Here is a 25,572-nt window from a genome sequence, read left to right on the forward strand (position 1 = left end):
TCAGCAGGCCCGGCTAGGCAAAGTCGTGACGGTCGCACACCGCGGGAGCGGGGACGCGTCGAACGGCAACCGGAATTGCGCTGGAGGAAACCATCACTACGTTTGATGGTACCGCGATCACTGCGGATTCGCAGCTGGAGGAATGCCGACGCCCGTAACGTCGAAGCTACGGGTGGACCCATCCGGGAACAGCACGGAGTAGGAGGTGATCGCCTCGTACGCCTTCGGGTGCTTGTCCGCGTCGACCAGCTGGGCGACATAATCCCCCGGCGCGAGCAGAGCCAGCGCCGCGTTGGAGCTGGACAGCTCCTCGTACCTTCCGTCGACGTAGGCCTCGATCACCTCGTGCTCGAAGCCGTTGTAGAAGCGGAGCCGCGAGACCACCACATGCACCTTGACGGGGTAGTCGGCGGGATTGGGCTTCGGTTTCGACCTTCCCCACATCGGCAGGGCCAGCAGCAGCCCAGCAGCAAAGGTCGTGGCCAGTGTGAGTCGGCGCATCGCGGAATCCTCTGTCGCTGGAGACGAGCCCATATCTCTCCAGGACGCCCTCCGGGGCGAACTTATGGGGTGTCGGGATGCGTCTGCGCGGTGCGCCCGGTGGCATACGCGGGGACGTGGGTCGTCAGGTGCGGCCACAGGAACTCGCGCAGGAGCGCCTGGAAGGCGTTTGTGCCAATCCCGATGCCGACGTTGAGTCCCGCGAGGTAGCCTGCGCTGTCGGATCGCGGATGGTAGAGGCTCGAAACGGCCCCAGCCGAGGCGCTGCCCAGCAGGTGTGAGTAGTTCAGCTGCTGGTGGCCGTTGTCCCCGCGCGTGATGATGCCGGACTCCAGCGCATGCCAGATACGGGTGCTCGTCTTGTTCGTCGGCCCCATGTAGAAGTAGCGGGGGTCCTGGTGGAAGATCGAGGGATAGAGCGCGTTGCTGAAGGTGTGGCGCAGCAGCTCATCGCCCAGCGCTGCCCCAAAGCGCTTGCCGTAGGACTCGGCATCATCGTTGCCCCAGCTCGGGAAGGTGTTCCTGTACTGCTCGGCACCAGCGGTGGCGGCGACTTCGAGAATGATCACCGGGTCGGTTACGCTGCGCAGGTTCAGCTTGAACTTCTGCCGCGTGTTCATCGGCGCAGCGTCGTAGACGAAGCTGGTGTAGAAGTTCGGCAGCAGTCCGATGATGCGCTGCTGGGACTCGATCTTCAGCTCCTGCTCGGCGACGGCGCTGGAGTTCGCCGATACCGTGATGGATTCGCTTTCAGCCGTGGGGACGAGCGTGACTGGCGGCACTTCGGAGTGCTCGCCGGCTCGCAGCTCCACCGATGGTGTGAGCAGGGTGCGAAACTGCGGTGCCGAGATCAGCAGGGTGTACGAGCCCGCATCCAGCCCCCGGAACCGGAAGCGGCCGGTGCTGTCCGAGGCCGTTTCGAGCAATCCGGCGTGGCCTTGCTCCGAAAGCGTCACCTTGGCTGCCGGTATCACGCCGCCGTGCCCGTCGGTGACGACACCGCTGATGACACCGGCCTTGTTCGGCGCGGGTTCAGCCTCTTGCGCGGCCTGCAACAGGAAACCCGGCGAGTCGGAGAGCGAGTCGATGGAGGTGGAGACGAGGCGCTGGGCTGGACAGTCCAGGCAGCAGATCACAAGAGAAGTCAGCGCGAAGATCCGCGCCGGGCGAAGCAAGTGTTCCATGAGATGTCCCTTTGTTGGCGAGACGCACGCGCCTGCCGTACAGCGTTTGGACGCCGCAGCAGCCCAACCGTGCCATGACAATCAAGTCATTTCACACAGCTTAGCGGCCGGCTGGAGGCGCCACAGCCGGACGTTGCGACAGCCGCACAGTATTTTCGGGAAATTCGCTCAGGAGACCGAGGGGTAGCCGTACCGTTTGCCCAGCTCCAGAATCCACTCGTCCTTGGGGCCCTTGTTCTTCTCCCGCCAGAGCCCGGCGTCCTGCGAATCGCCGATGTAGTCGAACTGCCGTTTGCCGCTCACCTTGCAGGGAATGAAGCCATTTCGCCGGGAGATCCAGTAGAGCCAGAGATCGTCGCCGAACCTCCGGCCTCCGATGGCCTCGAGGTCAGCCGCAGTGTGTTGCAGGCTTCCCGGGGGATACAGAACGCCGCCGATCCCGGTGGGGAAGAAGTCGAGCGACCTTCCGGTGGCTTCGACCTGATGAGGCCACGACCCGTAGGGAGCAAACCCTTCGTTCTCGAGGAGGATACGGTGAGCACGATGGCAGACGGTAGCAGGCACGGACGTCCGCACTCCCGCCACCATCTCCTCCAGCCACGTTGGCCAGTAGTACACGTCGTCGTCGGCGATGCAGATGTAGGCTTCGGGGAACGCGTCCAGCGCGGGAAGGATCTTCGTATAGGTTCCGCGGTCCTCGGCTGGGCGGATCTCGAGCCCATGGCGCTGAAGCCCGCGCACCTCGTCAGGAAGCTCTTCCATGTCGCCCCTCGCGATCCAGAGGATCGTCCGATCGGGCCGCACGGTCTGAGCCAGCAGCGACCGCAAGGCGGGCAGCAACGTGGGAAACCGGCGCCGGTGCGAGGTCAACGACAGGATCAGCGTCCCTGGAAGCCCATGGGGCCGGCGATACCTTGGAACCGCCCACCGCGCATAGGCCCGCACGCGAATCCAGCGGGGTTCGGCGTAAAACTCCCAGCGCCATAGCGCGGCGTGGCGGACCTTTGCAGCAAGAGGCATAGGTTGTGGCGTGTCGGCAAAGTATAGCAACGCCGGGAGATGGTCGCGTACGACCAGGTGCACAGCTTCCTTGCCCTGGCCAGGAGCTGGAGATCCCGACGTGTCCTAGAGCTCCAGCGGCGTCCGCGTATCGACCTTCCAGAAGCTGCCCAGGAACAGGTCGAACTCGAACGGCGGATAGGGCATCATCGCGCGGCTGGGCGTGTTGGTCAGCTCGCCCAGGTAGACCTTGCCTCCCACGTCGTACAGATCGACGCGCAGCATGTCCGTTCCACGCGAGAGTGTCGCGGCGAGCTCCAGCATCTCCGCGAGGTGCGGCGGTCGTGGAGGGGGTGCAAGCGCCGGCTTGAAGTACGGTGTCTGGTCTTCGAGGGGAACCCACTCCGGAGTGAGGAATATGTTCGTGACCTGGTCACTGAACCGGGCTTCGCAGGTCCGGATGTACCTCGGAATGCCGTCGAAGCAGAAGATCTTGTAGTCCACCGGGAGCTTGCCGTTCTCATCGAGCAGCAGCTCTTCGATGAGGACGACGTCTTCAGCATGTTCGTAGCACCACTCCAGCGTGCCCCGGGGGAACTGGTCCTTCAGCCAGAGGTCACAGAGCCGCTCGAGGTGGTGGATGTCCGGAGGAACTTCGCCGCGATGGATGTAGGTCATCTCGCTGCCGCGGCTGGCCTTCATCACGAACTTCTCCGGCAGCTCGACCTCACGCAACTCAGCTGGGTTGCGTATGCAGGCAACGAGCGGCACGAGACACTGGTCGCTGCCTGTGCGACGCTGTGCGAACCCACGTGACTCCAGCTTGCCCGAGAGCACATGCAGGTGTTTGCGGCGGTCGAAGAGCATCCGGTGCAGCACCTTTTCACTCAGGGTGCGAGGCCGGAAGATGTGCGGAGCATAGCCGTGGTAGCGGCGGAAGTCTTTCACCAGCGGCCGGACGATCACCGGCCACCGGTGCCAGACCCGCGCGTTGCCCCAGCGCAGAAGCGCCTTCTTCCTGCGCCCAAACCAGGACAGGCCGGCCGGCGGGACTGGAGATGGTGGACTCATCGACCTCTGGGAGCCTCTCGGATAGCTTTAGGCAACATACCAGAGCCCGGGGCGCCGTCTGGCGGCGCAGGCGCACACCGTGAGGGCAAGACGCTAGAATCCCCAAAGCAACCAGCCGCGGCACTTCCGTCACGGCCACCCCACAGTTGCCGTGAGGACCCACCGGATGGCCCTGTTTGCCGCACTGGCGCGGCTGGCTGAAGACCTGTCGCACCAGAGCAGCCGGTTGCAGAAGCGCGCCTTAATTGCACAGGCCGTCGCCGCGGTTGCTGGTGTCGCTCAGGTGCGCCCCGGTGAAGCTCCGCCGGTTCTCTCTGCGGAGGTGGAGGCTGACCTCGGACGCTTTTGCATGTACCTCGCGGGCACGCCTTTTTCAGAGGCCGATCCCCGCAAGCTCAACACCGGCGGGGCACTGCTCTCGCGTGCGGTCAAGGCCGTCTCGGGATGTACGGACGCTGCCCTCACCGCGGCCTACCGCCGCCACGGCGACCTCGGCTCGGCGGCGCACGATCTGCTGATCCCGCCCTACGGCAACGCTCCTACCGAGCCTATGCTCACCTTGTCCGCTGTGGGTGATGTGCTCACCGCGATGGCCTCTGCTCGAGAGTCCTCCTCGCGCACCGCGCTGGTGGAGGGCCTGCTGCGCCGCGCCACCGCGCTCGAGGCCAAGTACCTCATCAAGCTCATGCTCGGCGACATGCGCATCGGCGTAAAACAGAGCCTCATCGAAGAAGCCGTGGCCGTGGCTGCAGGCGCAGAGGCCGCCGAACTGCGACACGCCGTCATGCTGGAAGCAGACCTCGGCCGGGCCGCGGCACTGGCCTTTCGTGGCGCCCTGGACCAGGCGCGCATGCGGCTATTCCATCCGCTGGGTTTCATGCTCGCTTCTCCGGTCGGCAGCCCGGAAGAGGCGATCGCCCGCTTCACCGAGAAGCCTGCGAAGGGGAAGGCTGCGGTCGACTCCGAACCAGCCAGGGACGAATCCTCGCCGGACGAAGAAGACTTCAAGGATCTCAACGGCCCCGAAGCGCTGACGATCTGCGATGAGGACGAACTCGCGGAGGACGTCGAGGCAGAGGCCGAGCAGGTCCTTCGCTCCGCTCAGGATGACAAATCAGGGGAAGGACAAGTGCCCAACCCAACGCCCGACATCGAACACCCCACACCCGTCCTGCAGGCCTTCCTCGAAGACAAGTACGACGGCATGCGCGCGCAGATCCACCTCGGAGACCCCGCCGCGCCCGGTCGTGTCGTTCTGTATTCGCGGAATCGCGAAGACATCACGCTCAGCTATCCGGAGCTGGTCGAGGCCTTCCATGGGGTGATTGAAGATGCTCCGCCCGGCCTCAGCGGCGGGTTGATCCTCGATGGAGAGATCCTGGGCTGGGACATGGAAGCGGGCAGGGCGCTGCCCTTCGCGATCCTTGGTCAGCGCATCGGCCGCAAGAAGGTCGATAACGAGCTGCGTGCCCGCATCCCGGTGGTCTTTATGGCCTTCGACCTGCTTTACGAGCGCGGCGAGCTGTTGCTCGCCCGGCCCCTGCGCGAACGCCGGGAGCGACTGGAGCAGGTCGTCGCCCGGCTCGCTCCATTGGCGACGGCCCCGCTCGATCAGCACACGGCGTTCGCGCCGGGAGGTCTCTTCGCCGCGCTCGCCACCGATGAAGATCACGTGCCGCGCCTGATGCTCTCGCCCGCCAAGCTGGTCGAGAGCGCCGAGGCCATCGACCTGGCGTATGCCGAAGCCCGCGCCCGCGCCAATGAAGGCGTCATGATCAAGAGCGCGGCTTCGCTCTATCTCCCCGGACGGCGTGGCCTGGCGTGGGTGAAGCTCAAGCGCGAGCTTGCCACGCTGGATGTCGTGATCACGGGCGCGGAGTTCGGCCACGGCAGGCGGGCGGGTCTGCTCTCCGACTACACCTTCGCGGTGCAGGGCGCGGCTGGCCCCGATGGCGAGCCGCAGCTGCTCAACGTCGGCAAAGCCTACAGCGGGGTTACGGACCAGGAGATCGCAGAGCTCACCGGCTGGCTTAAAGCGCACACGCTCGAGGAGCACGGCCACTTCCGCACGGTCGAGCCGCTGCGCGTGCTGGAGGTCGCGTTCAACAACATCATGCGCTCGGACCGCCACGCCTCGGGCTACGCCCTGCGCTTCCCGCGCATCCTGCGCGTGCGTGATGACAAGCCCGTCGGCGAGATCGATACGCTGGAGCGCGTCGAAGAGATTTACCTCTCGCAGCCCGATCGGCCGCAGGAGTCGTGAAGAAGTCTCATTGGCCCGATACACGTCTGCCCTCCTGCAACTCACCCCCTCAAACCTCCACAGCGAAGTTGTTTCTGTAGAGGTTTGAGGGATGAGGATTGGCGGGTATGAGGAAACGCGCCGCAGAGATGTGCCGGAGAGCTACTTCACCTCGGCATCGAACACGCCTGTCTCCACGGTGCCGGCATGCTTCATCTGGATGAAGATTCGATAGCGTCCCGGGGAAGGGAAGCCGTAGGGAAAGCTCACCATGGGCGAAAGCGCCGTGTGTGCCATGCCTGGCATCGAGCTCATGTCCGCACCCTTCATGACCATGCCTGGCATGTCGGGCATGCTCTGAGACGAACCCAGCGTCATGTCCGATCCGGTCTGGCCCGCGCTCGTGGAGGCGTTGGCGAGCATCATCGCGGGCATCGCCGCCGAGCCCTCCGGATGCGTATGCGCGAAAGCAGTCAGGTCGGTCTTGACGAAGGCGGCGTGGCCTGGCATGCCGAGATACGGCTCGACATCGGTGGCGGGTTTGCCGGTTTTATCCAGCAGGGTGAACTGGAAGGCGTAGCCCCGGTTCGCGTCGATGGTCGCAGGCTTGGCCCACACCATCGAGTAGCCGTCGGGAAGCTTGTAGCTCGTGCCGAGCTCACCTGCCGAGAGTGGCGGCGGTGCGGCGGAGGCATCGTCCACTGCGAGCGGCGCAGTAGACAAGCCGGCGGGGATGTTGAGGGTCGCTGTCTCGGTCTCCGGGAAGCCATTCCGGTAGACGATGTCGGCGAAGAGCTTGTAGGTGCCCGGAGGCATGGCGGGGAGGGATTCACTCAGGCCGCGCTGCAGCGCTCCGTTCTTTCCCGAGAGGGCGGTCATCGGCGGGCGACCCTGTGCGATGGCGCGACGAACGGCCTCGGTCTGCTCTGGCGTGAGGATGATGGTGTTGTCAGGCTGCGGGTGCAGGTGGAAAGCGGCGTCCATCTCAGGTATGCGGATGGCATAGAGGTGCATCAGCTTGCCGTGGTCTGGCAACAGGTCTTCGGCCTCGACGGCGCGCCAGCCGCCGCGGGCTTTCTTGTCGGGGTCTCCGATAGTGACGGTAAGCAGGCTGCCGTGCAACACCGGGCGCATCTCGCTCGCATGCCAGATGCCGCTGGCGTAGTCGGCAGCTTCGACGTTCCACCACTTGCCGCCGAGCCAGACCGCACCCAGCATTAGCACCAGCGTGGTGATGCCTGCGCTGATCGCGAGCCGGTTGCGGTCCGGCGTGGGCTGCGTTCCAGGCTCCAGCCTTGCCTCACGCGTAGAGGCCATCACGATGCCCACCGCACCCACGATCAACAGGAGACCCAGCGCCGCGAGGATCGTGCCCATGCCCTTGTCCATGCGGAGCATGCTCAGCGCAGCCGCCGGAACAGGAACGCTGGCTGTCGCAGGGCCGGAAGCACCGTCTGCCGTGAGCCGCACCTGCCACGAGCCCGTGGCCATCAGCCACACCGACCCCGAGAAGAAGCTCGGATCATCCGTCGAGCGTGTGAGGGTGTCTGCTGTCGGAGGATGCTTCGAGGCCTCGCCCGTCAGCATCATCGGCGCGATGGTCAGGGAGCTGACGGCCGCGCCCGAGGTACGGACCTCGACGGTCGCCACGCCCGGAATCACCTGCGGTGTGCGGATCGTGACGAAGAGCGTGTAGGGGCCGGCCTGGACCTGCTCGAAGATGTCCTTGTTACCGACATGGGCGCGGGCTGGCGGCGTGAAGCTCAGAACGAGGAGTGCCAGCAGGAGCGCGAACGAGTTGCGAAGACGCTGGGACATTACCGCTGCACCCCGCGCATCCACCGGCCAAACGCCAGCCCCAGCCAGGACGAGATCATTGCGTAGACCGTCGCGAGGGTGAGGCTGATGGCCAGCTTCTCGCCCCACACCGGCTGGAAGAAACGGCGCGCGCGCTCGTAGCCGTTGGGGCGCGCGGTGTAGTCGAAGTACATCGAGCCGAAGAAGCGGTTGTCCGCGTGGTGCGAGAGCAGGAAGTTCGCGAAGTTCCACTCGATCGGCGCCAGGATCGCCATGAAGACGATGCCGGAGACGATGGCGATCTGCCACAGCTTCCAGCTCTTTGTGCGCTGCCACAACAGGTCTAGCGCGAAGGCGGAAGGCAGCAGCAGTACGGGGAACTTGGCCGGAACCAGGTGCGTCACGGGGAAGTACACCGGGCCCAGCTTCGGCTGCGCGGGGAAGAGCGGGAAGATCAGGATCTCGCCGATGACGAAGGCCATGTAGATGGTGCAGCACACCGTCGCGGCCCACTTGTATCGCGAGGCCTGCCAGAGCACCGCCAGGATCACGGGCACGGCGATGGCCAGCGCCACGTACGCCGATCCCTGGTGCAGCACGATGTCCCACGTGTACTCCTGCACGAAGAACATCTGCCCCACCACGGCGATGCCGCCGAGGTAGAGGAAGAGCTTCTGGAGTTTGGGGAAGACTGCCGCATCGGAGTCCGCTGCACGATTCATCGCGGCCAGGATCAGGAACATCATGCCGAGGCTCACGGCACGGATGCCGAAGATCAGCAGCGTATGCGGCGGCGAGACGATCTTCACGTCCAGCCCATAGGCGTTGTGCCACCAGTTGTCGAAGGGCGCGGAGGTGAGCATGGCGACGCCGCCCCAGCCGGCGAGGAAGACGCCCAGCGGAGCGCGCAGGCCGAACACACTAACGGATTCAGCGCGAAGCTCGGCGGCGCCCGCGCTGCGGCCAAAGGTGGCGCGCGTCACCAGCACCAAGCCCACGATTCCGGCCAGCACGCCGCACAGGTAGATCGCCATGTGGGCCGGGGTCCAGAAGGTATCCCGGCCGATCGAGCGGTGCCACGCGACATCCCACGACCCTCCGATCGATGCTGAGGTGACGGCGACCACGCCCGTCCACAGGTACCAGGGCACCACCGCCGGTCGGGTTCGTACCGCCGGGGCTGCTGCGTGCGAGCCTGCCAGAACGCCTGTTGCTGCCGCTGTCGATGCCATCCGCTTATCCTCCGTGCTGTTGAAAACGATCCTACCGGGCAAAATGCGCCCGTTTAGCTGACATTTGTCAGGAATCGTGACGGGCGGAGCGGCTTCTGCACCCCTTTCGGGGCCGAAACACCTCCAGAATCGGGTGCTCCCACTCCGGTGACAAACAGATTACCCGGATAGGCAATAGCGCAAGGCAACCCGGCGGATAGAATGAGTAGTAGGAAATGGCAATTGCGAATCCCGATTCGCTGTTCCGGTCCCAGAAGCCGCGCTGGACGTCTGCCGGCTATCTCCCTTATGCAGTTCCTCGATCAGGAGAATCCTTCGTTGACGTTCCTCCCGGCCCCGCTTTCCGCTCTTCGCCACACCGCCCGCCGCTTTGCGACGGCGTCTGCCACGCTCGCTCTGGGCGCTCTTATGCTTCTGCAGCCCGCTCGCGCGGCAGCTCCCACTTCGCCCGATCCCGCCGGCAATGCCTCCATCTCGCATGCGTCGCATCCGGGGGCCACGCGATATGAGCTTCATCTCCACCACCTCCACACCGGCGAGACGCTCGATGTCGTCTACCGCATCGGCGATGAGTACATCCCCGAGGCCATGGACAAGCTCAACCACTTCCTCCGCGACCACCGCACGCAGGACACCGCCGACTACGACCCGAAGGAGTTCGATCTCCTGCACAACCTGCTGGGCCGCCTGCACAAGCCCAACGGCGAGATCGATATCGTCTGCGGCTATCGCACACCGGAGTCGAACAGCTTCCTGCGCACGCTGGGCGGTAAGGCCTCGCCGGCGCAGACAGGTGTTGCCGAGCATTCTCAGCACATGCTCTCCAAGGCCATCGACATTCGCATCCCCGGCGTCAGAACGCGCGCCCTCCGCGACGCTGCCCTGAGCCTGCACGCGGGCGGCGTGGGCTACTACCCCGTCAGCCAGTTCGTCCACGTGGACGTTGGCCCGGTGCGGCAGTGGAGCTTTCGGTAGAGCAGTGAAGAGTGAGTAGAGGACAGTGAGCAGTGAGTAGAGTTCTCTCTACTCAACTCACTTCGCACGGGTGCCTCCTCACTTCGTTCCTCGATAATGGAATCGAGGAACCCATGAAGTCCTGGACTGAGATCTCTGCTGCGCGTCTGCGCTCCAACTACCTTGCGCTCAAGGCCGCAGCGGGAGAAGGTGTCGCCGCACTCGGCGTCATCAAGGCCAATGCTTACGGGCATGATGCTGTGCTCTGCGGCCGCGTGCTGGTTGAGGCCGGCGCAGCGATGCTGGGCGTCGCTGATGTGGAGGAAGCTGCGCGGCTGCGTGAAGAAGGCGGCCTTACCGAGCCCGCCATCCTTATCATGAGCGGCATCGAGGCAGCGGACGCGCGGGCCGTGCTGGCGCATCGGCTTACGCCCATCGTGTGGACTGCGGCGCAGCTCTCTGCGCTCGAAGAAGCTGCCGCAGCAGCGAAGCAGCCCATCAGCATTCACCTCGAGATCGACACCGGCATGGCCCGCCAGGGTGCGGCCCCGGGCGCTGAACTCGCTGCGATCCTCGCTCAGCTCACCGCCTCGCGCTGGCTCGTGCTCGAAGGCCTGATGACGCATCTCGCCAACTCGCAGGTCGAGCGGGGGCGCTTCACGGCAAAGCAGGTCGCGGCCTTCGAAGCAGCGCTGCAGCAGGTCCTCGCCGCAGGACTGCACCCGGAGTATCTGCACCTGGCCAACAGCAACGCCATCGACGAAGGGTCGACTCTGCGCTGGCTGCGCGAGACCTGCGCGCAGTATGGCATTCAGCCCATGGTGCGGCCCGGCATCGCGCTCTACGGCTACATCCTGCCCATCGAGAATCAGCGCGACGAGCAAGGGGATGAGCTTCCTATCGAGGGCGCGGTCGCGGCGAAGCTGCAGCCCGTGCTCACGTGGAAGACCCGCATCATGGCTCTGCGCGAGCTCACTGCCGGGCAGCATGTGGGGTATAACTCGTCCTTCACGGCGCATCTTCCGATGCGCACGGCGCTGCTGCCCATTGGCTACTCGGATGGTTTTCGCCGCTCGGCTTCGTCTGCTGCGCCGCCCGACTGGCAGCGGGGCTGGGTGATGATCGCAGGCAGGCGGGCCTACGTGCTGGGGCGGGTGTCGATGAACCTGACGGTGGTGGACGTCACCGACATCCCCGAGGCCATCGTCGGAGCCGAGGTTACGCTGCTGGGCGAAGGTGTCACGGCGGACGACCACGCGGCGTGGGCGGGGACGATCAGCTACGAGATTCTTTGCGGCATTCGCGCGGAGCATGTGTTGCGGGCGTAGAGCGGGAAAAGACAATGATCGAGTTGCGAGTCTTGAGCTGCGAGCTACGAGTTAACGGGAAGAGCCGCCGCAGCGTTGTGCTGCAATCGGCCGCTGCAACCTCACCGTCACCCTTCGGGCGATAGACTAAGTCAATGAGTATGGGGCTTTACGCCAGGTGGATGTTTGCCTGGGAGACCGCGCTGACGACGCGCGATGAGAACCGCATCGAGCGTCCGCTCGAGTGGGGATTCGATCATCTGGCCGACTTCGGTGGCCTGGAGCTCGCGCAGCGCGTCGAACGTGGCGAGCTGACAAGCTTCGACGCCATGGTCGAGCTGAACCAGCGCATCGTGGCCAATCCGCACAGCTTCTTTGACTACGTCACGCCCACCGACTTTCGCGTCGAGATGCGGCACCCGGAGCTGTTCCCGACCAACGTGCGTCCCGAGACCCTGGAGGCCGAGCGCGAGTGGCATCGCCGGGCCGAGGCTGGTGAGCTGCGCCGCGAACCGTTCCTGCGCTTCACCTCGCCCGTGCGCACACCGTATCCGGAGAATGACCTCGTCAACGCCCGCTGGTACCCGGAGAACCCGCCCAAACCCGGCAGCGCGAAGAAGCCGAAGCAGGCGATGATCGTGATGCCCCAGTGGAACGCGGACGCCTTCTCACACAACGCGCTCTGCGAGATCTTCCAGAAGTTCGGCGTGGCATCGCTGCGATTGTCGAAGCCGTACCACGACATCCGCCGCCCCGAAGAGCTGGAGCGTTCCGACTACGCGGTGAGCGCCAACATCGGCCGCACCATCGCTGCGTGCCGCCAGGCTGTCGCGGACATTCGCGCCTGTATCGACTGGCTCTCTGCGCAGGGGTACGAGCAGTTCGGCGTGCTGGGCACCAGCCTGGGCAGCTGTTATGGCTTTGTTGCCGCGGCCATGGACCCACGCATCCGCGTGTGCACGTTCAATCACGCTTCGACATGGTTCGGCGACGTGGTTTACACCGGCCAGAGCACGCGGCATATCCGGGCCGCGCTGGATCATGCGGGTCTCACGCAGGACACCACGCGCGAGCTCTTTACGGGCATCAGCCCCATGAGCTACATGACGGAGTTTGCCGCGGCGAAGCGGCGCACGCTGATCATTCATGCGACGTACGACCTCACCTTCCTGCACGAGTTCTCGCTGGACGTGCTGCGCAACTTCGACGCGCACCACGTCAGCTACGAACACAAGGAGCTTCCCTGCGGCCACTACGTGACCGGGGAGTTCCCCTACAAGTACATGGATGGCTGGTGGATGGGCTCGTTCGTGTGGCGGGAGTTCCGGAAGCTCACGCGCGAGGCGCTGGAAGCGGCGGAGACAGCGCCTGCTGCGCCTGTTACCTCGAGGATGACCAGGAGCTGACGCTCACCGCAGCAAACGGCACTGTGCGCGGGAAGTTCCTACCGGTCGCCCTGGGAAAAGATCACGACGCATGGCGCCAGGATCATCGCCACGAAGGTTGTGCAGAGAAAAAGGTTATACATCGCTATGACTCCCGAGGGCCCCGCGAACAGCATCTTCCGCGTGGGGCCCGGCAGGACAAAGCATCCTGCAATCGGGACGCTGCCGCCATTACACCTTGGCCAGCGGAGGAGATCCGAGGGGGGTACCAACGTCATGCCACGGAGGTGGGAGCTGCGCGTTGTGCTGACGTCGATCAGCCGCCGGACGTTGCTGCGCGGCTGTTACGAGCGGTCCAGCGAGCGCAGGAGGCGAGCCACGACGGCCCAGGGCGTATCGCGCCGCAGCTCTCGTCTGCTCGAGTCTGCTCCGGGCATCGGATGGACGCGGCCGAAGCGCTCCGCCTGTCGCCTGGCGGCAAGGTTCGCAATCTCCTGCTCGACCTGAGCCACGATCATCCGGGTCTGGGAGACTCGCGAACTCCGGCCCGTCACGGGTGCTGTGCCTGCCGCGGGACGGTTTCCCTTGACCAGGAAGAGACCGCGGTAGCGGCAGGCCTGGTCGCCGGAGGAGGTTTCGGGCGGCATCACTTCCTCGGGGGCGGCGTCGAGCTTCGGCTCCACGGCAGACGACGATCGCGACGGGAATTGCAGCATCTGGTCAGCCAATGTCGTCTCCCCCCTGGTCCTGGCGCATCCTGCGAGTGCGAATTCGCGGATGCAGCCTCCCGGAACCAGCATCGGCAATAGCACCTCCGCTGGAAATCCCACCAAGGCGGCAGAGGGTTCGCGGCGACCCTGACGGGCTGTCCGAAACGACCGCAGTGCTCAAACTCCGCGCGAGGAGAACGGCGCCCCGGACGAGTAGAATCAGCCTGTATGCCTATCGATCTGAACGCCACACTCGCAGTTGAGGACCCGGAGATCTTCTCCCTCGTCGAGAAGGAAGTCCTGCGCCAGCACGAAGGTCTGGAGATGATCGCCAGCGAGAACTTCGTCTCGCGCGCGGTGCTTGAGGCCGCAGGAACGGTCTTTACCAACAAGTACGCCGAGGGTTATCCCGCCAAGCGCTACTACGGCGGCTGCGAGGTCACCGACGTGGTCGAGAACCTGGCCCGCGATCGCGCCAAGCTGATCTTCGGCGCGGAGCACGCCAACGTGCAGCCGCACTCCGGCTCCCAGGCCAACGCCGCGGCGTACATGACGCTGCTGCAGCCGGGAGACACGCTCCTCGGGCTGGATCTCGCGCATGGCGGGCATCTTACGCACGGCCACAAGCTCAACTTCTCGGGCAAGCTCTACAAGATCGCCGGTTACCAGGTCCGCAAGGACACCGAGACCATCGACTACGACGCGCTCGAGGCGCAGGCGATTGAGGTGAAGCCCAAGATTATCGTCGGCGGAGGCTCGGCCTATCCGCGCATCTTCGACTTCGCCCGCATGCGCGCGATCGCCGACAAGGTGGGCGCGTACTTCATGGTGGACATGGCGCACTTCGCGGGCCTCGTGGCTGGTGGAGCGCATCCTTCGCCCGTTCCGCACGCGCACATGGTCACCACCACCACGCACAAGACCCTGCGTGGACCCCGCTCCGGCCTCATCCTCTGCAACCAGGAGTTTGCGGCTGGCGTGGACCGCTCGGTCTTTCCCGGCCAGCAGGGCGGCCCGCTGGTACACATCATCGCGGCCAAGGCCGTGGCCTTTGGCGAGGCGCTGCAGCCGGAGTTCAAGACCTACGCCGCGCAGGTGGTGGCGAACGCCAAGACCCTGGCAGCGGAGCTGCAGGAGCTGGGCTACCGCATCGTCTCGGGCGGCACAGACACGCACGTCCTGCTCGTCGACGTGTTCCAGAAGGGCATGCTGGGTTCTGAGGCGGAGTTCGCTCTCGGCGAGGCCGGCATCACGGTCAACAAGAACGCGATTCCGTTCGATGTGAACCCGCCGTTGCGGCCCTCGGGCATCCGCCTGGGTACGCCAGCGCTGACCACGCGCGGCATGAAGGAAGCGGAGATGAAGACCATCGCCTCGTGGATCGCCGAGGCGCTGGAGAACCGCACCGACGCCGGCAAGCTCGCCGAGATTCGTGGTCGCGTTGCCGAGCTTGCCGAGCAGTTCCCGCTCTACGGCTTCCTGCGCGGCTAGCTGCTTCACGCACCAACGGGGCGGAGCTTCGGCTCCGCCCCTTCGGCATTTGGCCCTTCGGAATTGAGCCATGCGCCGGCGGCCTTTCGGGACGTGATAGCGCCACAAAGGTGGGATCGCCCCGTATCGCCACTGGCGGTATTCTCGGCTCGTATCTGCGGTTCGGAGAGGAGTAGTCCGCATGGCTGACGACAAGGCAAAGGTTCTCGCCCGTTGTTTTGGTTACATCGCCCTCGGAGTGCTCGCAGGCTTCGTCCTGCCAATCGTGCTCTTCTTTGCGATCTACCACAACGCCACCGGCGGAGCCCTGTGGCGGATCAGCCTGATCTCGATCTGTATGCCTTCGGGCGCGATCGTGGGTCTGGCCAAAGCCCTCAAGGACTGGCGCGCCTTCGCGGCAGCGCACTCCTAGGACCGCGCCAGCTCCCGTCGAGCGGAATTCTTCCGCGATTCAGCGAAGACCAAGCGCGTGCCGCTCAGTCATGCCTCCGCAAACTATCGAATTTGCATGACTTCCCATGCTGCGTGGTAGCGTCCAAAGGTACGGCTGCCGCGCGGACCGCATAGCGTCGGGCAGTCTGGTTGCGCTGCGATGTTCTTCGCGGTTGCCTCGAGGGAAGAGTTGCATGCTGGTAGTGTTGCTGCTTGGTTTCGCGAATGGTCTGCGGACCATGACCCCAATTGCTGTGGTCTGTTGGGCTGCGTGGCTCGGTTATCTTCCGCTGGACGGGTGGGCCTCATGGGCCGGTACGCTCCCCGCGGTCATTGTCTTTACACTCTGCGCGGCCGGAGAGTGGGTCGCGGATGTGCTTCCCATGACTCCGAGCCGCAAGGCGCCCGGCCCCTTCGGGGCAAGGATCGTCTTTGGCGCCCTCAGCGTGGCGATGGCCTGGCACGCGCTCGGGGAACCGGTCGCCGGGGGAGTCGTCGCAGGTGCTGTGGGAGCTACGATCGGTACACTCGCCGGCTACAAGGGCCGGATGTGGGGAGCGCGCAAAATCGGCAGGGACTGGCCTGTGGGCGTCCTGGAGTCGGCCCTCACGGTCGGCCTCGCAGTGTTCGTCGTCTGGAACCTGCATCACGCGCTCGTCGATCCGCCGTCCACCATGCTTCAGATCCGCTCGGCCAGCACCACGCGCGGTATCCCGGCGTAGTCGTCGAGAAACTTCGGCTCGCTCCACAACGCGTCACCCGCGGGACTCGTCTGCGCCGCGAAGAGCTCTCGCAGGGCTTCGCGCTGGCCGAAGCCGAACTCCATCGCGAGCAGGCCGTGACGCCGCAGCGCGTGATGAGCCTGCGGAATCAGCCGCCGATAGACCTCCAGCCCGTCGTCGCCGGCGAAGAGCGCGAGATGTGGCTCATGCGCCAGGACCTCGTGAGCCAGCGTCGGCTTATCGCTGAGCGGAATGTACGGCGGGTTGGAAGCGATGATGTCAAAGCCGTCCGGCTCCGGTCCCAGCGCAGCGAGCAGGTTGGACTCCAGCCAGCGGACGCCCGCACCCAGTTGCTCCCCATTCCGCCGGGCCACTCGCAGCGCGGCCGGCGAGAGATCCACAGCGGTGACGTGTGCCTGTGGAAGCTCGAGCGCCAGGGTCACGGCGATGGCTCCGGACCCTGCGCCAACGTCAAGAATCTGAGGGCTCGCCAAGGAGCGGCCCCGCACCCACGCCAGAACCGCTTCCACCAGCTGCTCGGTCTCGGGGCGGGGAATCAGTACATCGGCGCTCACCTCGAAGGGGCGACCAAAGAACTCCTGCACGCCGGTCAGATACTGGAGCGGCTCTTCGGCGGCTCGCCTCGTGACGAGCGCGCGCAGCCGTATAAGGTCCGGCTCCTCCAGCGCAGCGTCCGGATGCGCCATCAGCCAGGCGCGATCCCGCGCGAGCACATGCTGCGCCAGCACTTCGGCGTCGCGCCGGGTGATCGTTCTGGCTGCTTCGTCTAGAGTCTCGCGAAGGTTCATCGCTCTCGGTCGTTCTCCACGTCACATCAGGACGCCACGTTTGGGCCGGGGGCAGCGTCATCTATGCTGCAAGGATGCGGGCACCCCGACTTCCATTCTCTCTGCTCCTGCCCGCGCTGGATCTCGCCCTGTGGGTCTTTCTGTCCCTGATCCCTGTGACCCTCTATTACTTCGGCTTCCTGGCCGACGCGCAGGAAGACCATCGCCCCGTCGCCGTCGCGCAGCACGAGCAGCTCCATGTGCAGCCGCAGGAGGTCGCAGCCCAGCAGCTGGAGGTTGCCATGGACTGGCGCAGCCGTACGCTGATGGACATCAACCCACCTGCACTGGGGATGGAGACTCTGGTCTCCATCGGTCCGCGCTGGCCGGAGATCTGGCACCCCGACGCCATTGCTCTCGCGACCTGGCGGGCTCTGGTCTATCCGCTCTACGCGCTGCCGGCGTGGTGGCTTGCCGGCATTGCGCTGGATGCCCTGTTTGGCCGCAGGCGGCTGCACTGGCTCCTCTTTGCGGGCGACATCGTCCTGTTCCTCTTCTGCGGACTCATGGCGGTCGCCGGCTCCATGATCAGTCTGCAAGGCGACGCGGCCGACATCTCGAGGACCATCGGCTGCATCGTCTGGTCTCTGCTGTTTGCCGTTGCCCCGGTCGCATGGTGGAGACAGCGCCGGCGGGATGCGCGCCGTGACCCTCTATCGGGGGAGGCGGAACCCGCGCTCGACCGTCTATCCTGAAGAAACTCCGGCTGCATGCAGCGGAACTCCAGACAATTTGCATCGCACAGGTAGAAGCAGGAGCGGGATTGCGCATGGTTCAGGGCGGTACAGGTCGGGTTGTGACAGGTCGAGTCGTGGCAGGCAGGGTCCTGCGGACGGCGGTCGTCGGACTGGCGGCGCTGGCCGGGATGGCCGCACTCACCGCCGGGCCGCGCCTTGCAGTCCATGCCGACGAGACCACCTCCCCGCAGAATCCGCAGCAGCTCCTGCACGACATGCTGCAGCATGAAAGCCTCCCGCACACCGATCTCTACGAGTACACCAGCGATGAACGCTCCGACCGCACGGGCGGCCATCTCTGGACCGAGCGCGTGGTTGAGACGGGTAAGGGCAAGATCCGGCGGCTGTTGTCCGAAGACGGTCAGCCGCTCAGCCCGGAGCGTGTTGCGACCGAACGGCGTCGTCTCGACGCCATCGCCGGTGACCCCGCCGCCTTTGAACGCGCCGAGGCCGCCCAGAAGAACGACGAGCAGCACGCCCGCCAGATGCTCGATAGCCTGCCGCGCGGCTTCCTGCTTGAAAACGTGACACTGAACAACGGCGTCTGGCGCATGGATTACCGGCCGAACCCGGATTATTCGCCCTCAGGCATCGAAGAGCACGTCCTGCACGGCATGAGCGGGTGGCTCACCATCGACGCGCACGACATGCGCCTGCTGCACATCGAAGGCAAGCTCGCGCAGGATGTCACGATGGGCCTGGGGCTCATCAACATCCGCGCCGGCAGCAACTTCGCCAGCGATCGCGCCGACCAGGATGGCCGCTGGCGCACCGTGATGGTGCATACGGATATTCGCGGCCACGCGCTGATCTTCAAGACGATCAGCAAGAGCACGGACCTGACCCGCCGGGACTTCCACTACCTCGAGTCGAACCTGACGATCCCGGAAGCCGTGGCGCTGCTGGAGAAGTAGGGTTGGTTGGTTCTTCGTTCTGAGTTGTCAGTTTGGGTGCCCCGGGTCCGGATCTTCGGACCCGGGTTTCGTTTGCATCACTGCGCCCGACCGTCCGGGATCCCGAGTCCCCACGCCAGAATTCCACCCCCGAAAACTTTCTGCATTCGCGACCGCCCTCGCGGTCGTATAGGAAGATGAGCGGGCAGAATGACCATCGAGAGTGGCGAGTTTCGAAGACTGGTGGAAGCGCACCAGCGCATGGTGTTCTCCCTTGCGTTGCGCGTCACCGGCGAATACGGCACGGCCGAAGAGGTCGCGCAGGACGTTTTTCTGGAGTTGTACCGCGGCAGCGAGCGGATTACCGGCGAAGATCACGCCCGGTTCTGGCTGCGCAGGGTCACCGTGCATCGGGCGACGGACGCGCTCCGGCGGCAGAAACGCCAGCCGGAGGCGGACGCCGACGAGTGGATGGATGAGGTGCATAGCCCGTCGGCCAGTGCTGGAAGTGCCAGCGTGGGCCCCGAGGTGGAAGCGCGGCTCGAAGAGCTGCTGCGGACCCTGCCGGAGAATTTGCGTGTGGCTGTTGTCCTTCGTTACCAGGAGGACATGATGCCGGAAGAGATTGCGTCGCTGCTGGGTCAGCCCCTGGCGACGGTGAAGAGCCATCTGCAGCGCGGCTTGCAATTGCTGCGCCGCAAAGCGGCCGTGACGATGAAGGAGTACGTGCGATGAACGGGCCTGAAGACAACAGGAAGTTTGAAGTGATTCAAGGAGCCGGGGACAGGTTAGAGAACGATTCGACGCCCGAACTGGAATTTGAGCAGCAGTTGGCGCGCGCGCTGCGGCGTGTGGACGCGCCGGAAGGCTTCGCAGCCCGCCTCATGGACCGGGCGGCGAAGGGGGACACGGCGCCTGTCGTCAACGTGCCAGTCGTCGAGGTCCCAGCGGTGGAGGTCCCGGGCCGCTCCCCGGGACCCTCACCAAAATCCGGCTTCGGCCGCATGTTCGTCATACCTCGCCGCCAGTGGCTGGGCTGGGCCTCGGGAGCCATCGCGGCGACGCTCGTCGCGGGTATCTTCACGGGTCAGCATCTGCACGAGCAGCATGAGCGCCGCGCCGCCGCCGAACGCGAGTTCGACACCTCGATGCGCATTCGGAATGAAGCTCTCGAGCACGTCCGCCAGCAGCTGGCAGAGCAGGGAATCACGCTCGGCAACGAATAGCTGCCGGCACGCAACACCCCAGCCAGCAAGGCCTGGCACATGAGATCCAGCAGCACCAGATCCAGCAGCAGCAGACGAAGGACAAAGACGATGAAGAACACGACCCACAGCTTCTCAACCAGGACCCTGTCCACCGCAGCTCTCGCTGCTGCCCTCACCCTTTCCGCCACCCTGGCTTCGGCCCAGGTCGAGCCCGTAGCCCCTGCCGCTCCCCCGGCACCGGCCACGGCGACCGTTCCTGCAGTTCCTGCCGCCCCCGCATCCCCCGCGACTGCGAAGTCCCATGTGGCCTACACCTACGCCTACACCTACGCCCGGAGCGGTGTTCCCGCCGTCTTCGTTCGCGCCTCGGCAGCATCGCCCGAGCCTTCGCCCGAGCCCATGCCCGCTCCTCCTGAGCCGCCCGCGGGCATCTTTGAAGGCCAGCCCGGCGCCATGGGGCAGTCCAATGACGTCAAGGACGACCTCTTCCAGGGCACCGAGGTCTTCGCGAAGAACGCCACCGACGTGACCGAAATCAACATGGATCCCTCGTCGCTGGATATGGTCAACGGCCGGCACAGCGCCCGCAGCATGGTGCTCAACGTGGTGCGCACCTACACCTACGACAAGCCTGGCATGTACGACATGGCCGAGGTCGAGAAGTTCCGGGCCAAGCTCAACAGCGGCGACTGGTTCTGCTCCGTGCACACCCGCAACTTCAAGACCGGCAGCTCCAGCGACGTCTGCAACAAGCGCCGCACGGACGGCATGCGCGAGAGCGCCATCATCACGGTCGAGCCCCGCTCGCTGACTTTCATCCACAACATCCGCCGCCAGAGCGCCGACGGTGGATCGAGCGAGATGGCTTTCCCAAGTGGCCCGGCCTTGATCGCTCCGATGCTCGCCATGGTCGACCGCGAGCGCCTGGCTGGGCTGAATGTGCAGCTGGCCCATCTCGACAGCCTCGACGGCGTCAATCTGCGCCTGGAAAGCCTGGGTCCCGGCAACTTTGGAGTGGAGGTCGACGGCCAGCAGATGGCGGAGCGCATGGCCGCCGAGCAGAAGCGCATGGCCGAAGGGGAAGCGCGGATGGCGGAAAGCGAAGCCCGCATGGCCGAGGGCGTCAGCCGGATCAACTCCCCAGAGCTTCTGGAGCGCATGAACCGCATGCAGACCGACATGCAGCGCAGCATGGATCGCCTCAACTCCTCCGAGATCAAGGACAAGGTGAAGCAGAAGGACGAGCAGCAGAAGGACGAGAAGTTGAAGGATAAGCAGGAAAACGAGCAGCGCGAACAGTCCCGCAACTAGACGGCACAAGCAACGCTGAGAAGCACGGCCGCACCTCCATTGAGAGCCCCGGAAGGCCCACCCTTCCGGGGAATCTTTTTCAGCAGCTCTTAGCTCTCAGTTTGCCCGTTGTCCAACGTCCCAGGACAAGAGGCGACGAAAAACCCGCATCTCGTGCCCGACTTCTACAATGAAGTCTGGATGCAGCCCGACTTTACCGTTCACAACACCACCCCCGCCGGCGGCCGCCGCAGCGTTCTCCGTCTCCCTCATGGCGAGGTGCAGACCCCCGTCTTCATGCCTGTCGGCACCGCTGCCACGGTGAAGACCATCGAGCAGAGCGTGATCGAATCGCTCAACGCCGAGATCATCCTCGCGAACACCTACCACTTGTACCTGCGGCCCGGGCATGAGCTCATCCGCCGCGCGGGCGGCGTGCATCGCTTCATGAGCTGGCAGCGGCCGATGCTGACGGACTCCGGCGGCTTCCAGGTCTTCTCGCTGAGCAAGCTGCGCAAGGTCACGCCCGATGGCGTGGAGTTCCGCTCGCACCTCGATGGGTCGAAGCACTTCTTCTCGCCGGAGCATTCGATGGCGGTGCAGATCGCGCTGGGCGCGGACATCATGATGGCCTTCGACGAGTGCGTCGAGACGCCCGCCAGCTGGGAACGCACGCGCGACTCTATGGGCCTGACGCATGAGTGGGCGGCGCGGTCGAAGAGGTACTGGGAGGAGCATCGGCATGAAGTGCCGTGGGGGCAGGGATTAGGGATTAGGGAACAGGGATTAGACCTGGCCCCCGGCGGTTCGACCGCGTTCGGTCGCACGTATGATCACACTCGCTTCTCGGATAAGCATCAGCTGCTCTTCGGCATTGTGCAGGGCGGGATGTATCCGGACCTGCGTCGCGAGTCTGCCGAGCGGCTGGTCGAGATGGACTTCCCGGGGTATGCCATCGGCGGGCTTGCCGTTGGCGAGCCGCGGGAGGTCACCCGCGAGATGATCGCGCTCTCTCTGGAGATTCTGCCCAAGGACAAGCCGCGCTATGTGATGGGCGTCGGCTATCCGGACGAGATCGAGGAGTACGCGAAGTTGGGCGTGGACATGATGGACTGCGTGCTGCCCACCCGCGCCGGCCGTCACGGTCTCGTGTTCATCCGCGAAGACCCGAACGACCGGGCGTCCAAACCCATCCGCTGGAACATCAAGCGCGTCGACAACGCCGAGGACCACGGGCCGATCGATGCGGGCTGCAAATGCATGGTGTGTGAGCGGTACTCGCGCGCCTACCTGCGGCACCTGTACGTGTCGGATGAGCCGCTGGGAGCGATGCTCAACTCCATCCACAACGTGGCGTTTTACCTGGAGACGATGACCCGCGTGAGGGCCGAGCTCCAGGCGCAGGTCTGAGGCCTGTGGCCACTTGGCTCAAGCCGCGCCCCTCGCATTATCCTTCGCTGGCCGCGGCGCTCAGGGCGCACTGGCCGCTCTATCTCTATGAGGCCGCGGAGCTGGCGGCCTTCATGCTTTCGGCGTGCCTGTGTACGGCCCTGCTCTTCGATCCGCATTCTCCTCTGGCTGGGCTGCCTTCTACGCTTCGCCGGTTCCTGATGGGACTTTCGATGGGGCTGACCGCTGTGGTGATCATCAAGTCGCCATGGGGCAGGCGTTCGGGCGCGCACTTCAATCCGGCCATCTCGCTCACGTTCTACCGGCTCGGCAAGATCGGTCCCCGGGATACGGTGTTGTACGTCCTCGCGCACTTTGCGGGTGCGCCACTCGGAGTGCTGCTCGCCGCCCTGCTCCTTGGGCCCATCATCCGGCTTCCCCAGGTGAACTATGCCGTCACCGTCCCCGGAATCGGCGGGCCATCCGCAGCATTCGCTGCGGAGACCTTCATGGCCGCGCTGCTCATGGCGACCGTCCTCGTCACCTCCAATAACAGGCGGCTGGCGGCGTACACGACATGGCTGATGGGCCTTCTGATCACGAGCTACGTCTTTGTCTTTGCTCCGGTCTCCGGCTTCAGCATCAATCCTGCGCGGACCTTCGGCTCAGCGCTTGAGGCGCACCTGTGGACTGCGGTATGGATTTATTTCACCGCGCCGCTGCTGGGCATGTTCGCTGCGGCGGAGGCCTACGTCCAGCTTGCGCAGCCTGACCCTACACGCCATCTCTACTTCAGCCACCGCCGCCTCACCCACGAGCCGGCGGAGCTGACCGCAGTCGAACCAACTTCCTGAGCCTCGAAATCGATGGATCCCGGGCGCATGCGGCCCGCGTCGAGATCCCGCCGCCCCCCGTCGAGCGAGCCGCCGAAAGATATCGTCCCCAATTCATTGTTCCCGCCGGAATGCTCCGCCATACTTCAGGCATGCGACCACGGCCCCTCATCCTAGCGCTTTCTCTTCTGGCGCTGGCAGCATCTGCGCAGCAGCCCAGTTCGCGGCAAGGGACCGGCACGGTGACCGGTCACGTCACCGCCGGGGATACGCAGCTGCCCGCGCGGTTCGCGCATGTGACGCTCTTCGGTATACCTGCCAAGGTCACGGCCTACAAGGCTCCCGATCCCAACGCCAGTGAGGATGCGCAGATCAAGGCCGTCACTTCCGCGTTCGCCAGCCTTGGCAAGATGAACCTCATCAACACGCAGACCGACACTGACGGCAACTATGCCGCGACGGACGTTCCACCGGGCGACTACTACGTCTTCGCGACGGCCACCGGCTACGTCGCTCCGCTCTCGCAGGTGCAGGCCGCCATCGATGCCGGCGCGGACCTCAGCAAGCCTCTGCCGGGTATCCAGACGCTGCACGTCACCTCCGACCACAGCTTCACTGCCGATGCCACGATGACCCGCGGCGGCGCGATCTCGGGCACGGTCCTGTGGGACGACGGCAGCCCGGTCTCCGGCGCGATCATCACCGTGCAGCCCAAGGCCGGCAAGGCGCATCCGCCGGCGGAGTTCAACCTGCTCGGCATCGCCAACGTGCTGGGCTCTCTCTCCATCGCCGACGACCTCGGCCACTACCGCGTCGCAGGCCTCATCCCGGGCGACTACGTGGTGCTTGCCACCATCCAGTCCAATGGCCAAACAGGCTTTGGCGCGTCGGCCAACCTCAAGAAGCTCGCGTCGGTCTCGCCCCTTCTGGTCTATGCACCGGAGGCCGTGCATCGCGCGGACGCGAAGGCTATCTCGGTGACGCAGGGCGATGACCACCGCGATGTGACCATCACGCTGCGCCTCGGTGGACTGCACACGATCACCGGCCGCGTCGCTTCGCTCGAGGACCATCACGGCATCAACTCTGCCACCGTTCGTCTTACTGACGAGAAGGACCCTGAGTTTGCACGTTCGGCTGCGGTCGATGCGATGGGGAACTACAAGCTGAACTTCGTGCCGCCCGGGACCTACACGCTCAACGTCGGCGACGCCGAAGACACCGAGCCCGGCAAGCCGACGGCCAAGCCCAACATCTTTGGGCCGCCGGAGAAGACGCTGCGCAGCTACGTCGACGCCAAACGCCAGATCATCGTCACGGACACGAACGTCACGGGCCAGGACTTTGAGATGGCGATCGACACCAATCCCTCCAGGGGCGACGACGCTCTGAAGAAGGCGATGGAGTCTCTCGGCGCGGACACGCCCAAGTAGGCCGGGCTACTTCTTTCTTGCCGTCACCTTCAGGTACTCGTTCTTCACAAGGGTCCGGTTGGGATCGCCGCTCACGTTGGCTTCGGTCCAGAGGTGGGTCAGGTCGCCGGTGAAGGCCACCTGTCCGGCCGTCGTCAGCCGGGAAAACGCAACCTGCGTCGGCCCGAAGTACTTGCGAAAGAACTCGACCGCGCCGCTGGGTGGCGTCGGCATATCGAAGTCGATGGGGATCACCTCGAACTCGATCGATTCGAAGCCCGCACCGAGCCGTTCCCGCACGGTCGCGGGATCTCCCCAGCGCACCGGCGGATCGATGCCGGGAGGCGGGGGAACATGGCCTGCCCCGAGCCGGAACATCCTCCCGGTAAAGCCGCCGGGCGTCCAGTTGGCCATCGCCAGCAGGCCGCCGGGCTTCAGCACGCGGGCGCACTCGGCAGCGACGAGCGCGGGCCGGGGAGCGAACATCGCGCCAAACATGCTCACCACCACGTCGAAGCTCTCGTCCGCGTAGGGCATCGCTTCGGCGTCTCCCTCGTCGAACTGGATCGTCAGACCGGCTGCTGCAGCGCGTTCGCGGGCCTGCTCCAGCAGGTTCGGCGCGATGTCCACACCGGTGACGTCATAGCCCAGTGCGGCAAGAGGCACGGCCAGGTTGCCGGTCCCGGTAGCGATGTCGAGGACCTTCGCGGGAGCCGGTGGCAGCTGCAGCGCGGCGACGAACTCCTCGCCGCCACGCGCGATGGTCCTGGCTACCATGCCGAAATCACCGGCCATCCACGTGGCTCGCATGCCCTCCTTGATCTTCTCGATCGGAGGCGGTAAAGGGTTGGACGACATAAGCCGATCCCCCTATCTCATTGAAATTTGTTTGCGTGCTCTGAAGATTGCGCCCCCGCCGGGCCCTGCGTCAAGAA

24 protein-coding genes are annotated in these 25,572 nt (G+C 65.1%); 15 read left to right on the forward strand and 9 right to left on the reverse strand.

What is annotated here, in order from left to right; genetic code table 11:
* Positions 1-117: 117 nt before the first annotated feature.
* The 4 genes from C4S68_RS11035 to C4S68_RS11050 all read right to left on the reverse strand — a co-directional run bounded on the left by C4S68_RS11035 (position 118) and on the right by C4S68_RS11050 (position 3,755).
* A complete protein-coding gene (locus C4S68_RS11035; RefSeq protein ID WP_146072110.1) occupies positions 118-501 on the reverse strand; it encodes a hypothetical protein in 384 nt (127 codons plus the stop codon).
* Between the two features lie 62 nt (positions 502-563).
* Positions 564-1,685 carry a carboxypeptidase-like regulatory domain-containing protein gene (locus tag C4S68_RS11040; RefSeq protein WP_103933101.1) on the reverse strand — a complete coding sequence of 374 codons (1,122 nt, stop codon included), beginning with the start codon at positions 1,683-1,685 and terminating at the stop codon, positions 564-566.
* A 168-nt stretch (positions 1,686-1,853) separates the two neighbouring features.
* On the reverse strand, positions 1,854-2,768 hold the full coding sequence (locus C4S68_RS11045) for a glycosyltransferase family A protein (RefSeq protein ID WP_146072111.1): 915 nt from the start codon (positions 2,766-2,768) through the stop codon (positions 1,854-1,856).
* A 42-nt stretch (positions 2,769-2,810) separates the two neighbouring features.
* Complete coding sequence (locus C4S68_RS11050) at positions 2,811-3,755, reverse strand: ATP-grasp fold amidoligase family protein (protein WP_103933103.1); 945 nt, start codon at positions 3,753-3,755, stop codon at positions 2,811-2,813.
* Between the two features lie 166 nt (positions 3,756-3,921).
* On the opposite strand from C4S68_RS11050, the gene C4S68_RS11055 reads away from it, so the two are divergent.
* Positions 3,922-6,018: an ATP-dependent DNA ligase gene (locus C4S68_RS11055; protein ID WP_103933104.1), complete on the forward strand. Its 2,097-nt coding sequence runs from the start codon at positions 3,922-3,924 to the stop codon at positions 6,016-6,018.
* A 141-nt stretch (positions 6,019-6,159) separates the two neighbouring features.
* On the opposite strand, the gene C4S68_RS11060 is transcribed toward C4S68_RS11055, so the two are convergent.
* A complete protein-coding gene (locus C4S68_RS11060; protein ID WP_103933105.1) occupies positions 6,160-7,815 on the reverse strand; it encodes a hypothetical protein in 1,656 nt (551 codons plus the stop codon).
* Positions 7,815-9,026, reverse strand: a complete 1,212-nt coding sequence (locus C4S68_RS11065) for a hypothetical protein (protein WP_103933106.1) — start codon at positions 9,024-9,026, stop codon at positions 7,815-7,817. Before C4S68_RS11065 ends, C4S68_RS11060 begins: the two co-directional genes overlap by 1 nt.
* Before the next feature lie 318 nt (positions 9,027-9,344).
* Between C4S68_RS11065 and C4S68_RS11070 the strand changes: the two genes are divergently transcribed.
* The 3 genes from C4S68_RS11070 to C4S68_RS11080 all read left to right on the forward strand — a co-directional run bounded on the left by C4S68_RS11070 (position 9,345) and on the right by C4S68_RS11080 (position 12,693).
* On the forward strand, positions 9,345-10,001 hold the full coding sequence (locus C4S68_RS11070) for a DUF882 domain-containing protein (protein WP_235011523.1): 657 nt from the start codon (positions 9,345-9,347) through the stop codon (positions 9,999-10,001).
* Positions 10,002-10,114: 113 nt separating this feature from the next.
* The gene (gene alr, locus C4S68_RS11075) at positions 10,115-11,308 is read left to right on the forward strand and encodes an alanine racemase (protein ID WP_103933108.1); all 1,194 of its coding nucleotides are present in this window, start codon (positions 10,115-10,117) and stop codon (positions 11,306-11,308) included.
* A 134-nt stretch (positions 11,309-11,442) separates the two neighbouring features.
* A complete protein-coding gene (locus C4S68_RS11080) occupies positions 11,443-12,693 on the forward strand; it encodes an alpha/beta fold hydrolase (RefSeq protein ID WP_103933109.1) in 1,251 nt (416 codons plus the stop codon).
* Between the two features lie 323 nt (positions 12,694-13,016).
* Here the strand turns inward: C4S68_RS11080 and C4S68_RS11085 are convergent, their stop codons facing one another.
* Positions 13,017-13,400, reverse strand: coding sequence for a hypothetical protein (locus C4S68_RS11085; protein WP_103933110.1), 384 nt, complete (start codon positions 13,398-13,400; stop codon positions 13,017-13,019).
* A 210-nt stretch (positions 13,401-13,610) separates the two neighbouring features.
* Here C4S68_RS11085 and glyA point away from each other — a divergent pair, with 210 nt between their 5' ends.
* The 3 genes from glyA (at position 13,611) to C4S68_RS11100 (ending at position 16,027) form a co-directional block, all read left to right on the forward strand.
* Entirely contained in the window at positions 13,611-14,873 is a 1,263-nt protein-coding gene (glyA, locus tag C4S68_RS11090) for a serine hydroxymethyltransferase (protein ID WP_103933111.1), read from the forward strand.
* 181 nt (positions 14,874-15,054) lie between these two features.
* Complete coding sequence (locus tag C4S68_RS11095) at positions 15,055-15,285, forward strand: hypothetical protein (protein ID WP_103933112.1); 231 nt, start codon at positions 15,055-15,057, stop codon at positions 15,283-15,285.
* Between the two features lie 214 nt (positions 15,286-15,499).
* On the forward strand, positions 15,500-16,027 hold the full coding sequence (locus C4S68_RS11100) for a DUF4126 domain-containing protein (protein ID WP_200821530.1): 528 nt from the start codon (positions 15,500-15,502) through the stop codon (positions 16,025-16,027).
* Here C4S68_RS11100 and prmC read toward each other — a convergent pair.
* Positions 15,985-16,836 (reverse strand): peptide chain release factor N(5)-glutamine methyltransferase, encoded by an 852-nt coding sequence (gene prmC / locus C4S68_RS11105; protein WP_103933113.1) that lies wholly within the window; start codon positions 16,834-16,836, stop codon positions 15,985-15,987. The genes C4S68_RS11100 and prmC overlap by 43 nt on opposite strands.
* A 74-nt stretch (positions 16,837-16,910) precedes the next feature.
* Here prmC and C4S68_RS11110 point away from each other — a divergent pair, with 74 nt between their 5' ends.
* The 8 genes from C4S68_RS11110 (at position 16,911) to C4S68_RS11145 (ending at position 24,658) form a co-directional block, all read left to right on the forward strand.
* On the forward strand, positions 16,911-17,570 hold the full coding sequence (locus C4S68_RS11110) for a hypothetical protein (RefSeq protein ID WP_103933114.1): 660 nt from the start codon (positions 16,911-16,913) through the stop codon (positions 17,568-17,570).
* Between the two features lie 116 nt (positions 17,571-17,686).
* Positions 17,687-18,526: a hypothetical protein gene (locus C4S68_RS11115; protein ID WP_146072112.1), complete on the forward strand. Its 840-nt coding sequence runs from the start codon at positions 17,687-17,689 to the stop codon at positions 18,524-18,526.
* Positions 18,527-18,715: 189 nt separating this feature from the next.
* Entirely contained in the window at positions 18,716-19,240 is a 525-nt protein-coding gene (locus tag C4S68_RS11120; protein ID WP_103933116.1) for an RNA polymerase sigma factor, read from the forward strand.
* Complete coding sequence (locus tag C4S68_RS22935; RefSeq protein ID WP_146072113.1) at positions 19,237-19,731, forward strand: hypothetical protein; 495 nt, start codon at positions 19,237-19,239, stop codon at positions 19,729-19,731. Before C4S68_RS11120 ends, C4S68_RS22935 begins: the two co-directional genes overlap by 4 nt.
* 90 nt (positions 19,732-19,821) lie before the next feature.
* Positions 19,822-21,024 (forward strand): CCDC34 family protein, encoded by a 1,203-nt coding sequence (locus tag C4S68_RS11130; protein ID WP_146072114.1) that lies wholly within the window; start codon positions 19,822-19,824, stop codon positions 21,022-21,024.
* A 180-nt stretch (positions 21,025-21,204) separates the two neighbouring features.
* Entirely contained in the window at positions 21,205-22,413 is a 1,209-nt protein-coding gene (locus tag C4S68_RS11135) for a tRNA guanosine(34) transglycosylase Tgt (RefSeq protein WP_103933314.1), read from the forward strand.
* A 5-nt stretch (positions 22,414-22,418) separates the two neighbouring features.
* A complete protein-coding gene (locus C4S68_RS11140; RefSeq protein ID WP_103933119.1) occupies positions 22,419-23,246 on the forward strand; it encodes an MIP/aquaporin family protein in 828 nt (275 codons plus the stop codon).
* A 221-nt stretch (positions 23,247-23,467) separates the two neighbouring features.
* Positions 23,468-24,658, forward strand: coding sequence for an MSCRAMM family protein (locus tag C4S68_RS11145; RefSeq protein WP_160115105.1), 1,191 nt, complete (start codon positions 23,468-23,470; stop codon positions 24,656-24,658).
* 6 nt (positions 24,659-24,664) lie between these two features.
* Here C4S68_RS11145 and C4S68_RS11150 read toward each other — a convergent pair whose 3' ends face one another.
* Complete coding sequence (locus C4S68_RS11150) at positions 24,665-25,495, reverse strand: class I SAM-dependent methyltransferase (RefSeq protein ID WP_103933121.1); 831 nt, start codon at positions 25,493-25,495, stop codon at positions 24,665-24,667.
* Positions 25,496-25,572: the final 77 nt, after the last annotated feature.

Origin of the sequence: Bryocella elongata (genome assembly GCF_900108185.1) — a bacterium.
Classification (GTDB): domain Bacteria; phylum Acidobacteriota; class Terriglobia; order Terriglobales; family Acidobacteriaceae; genus Granulicella; species Granulicella elongata.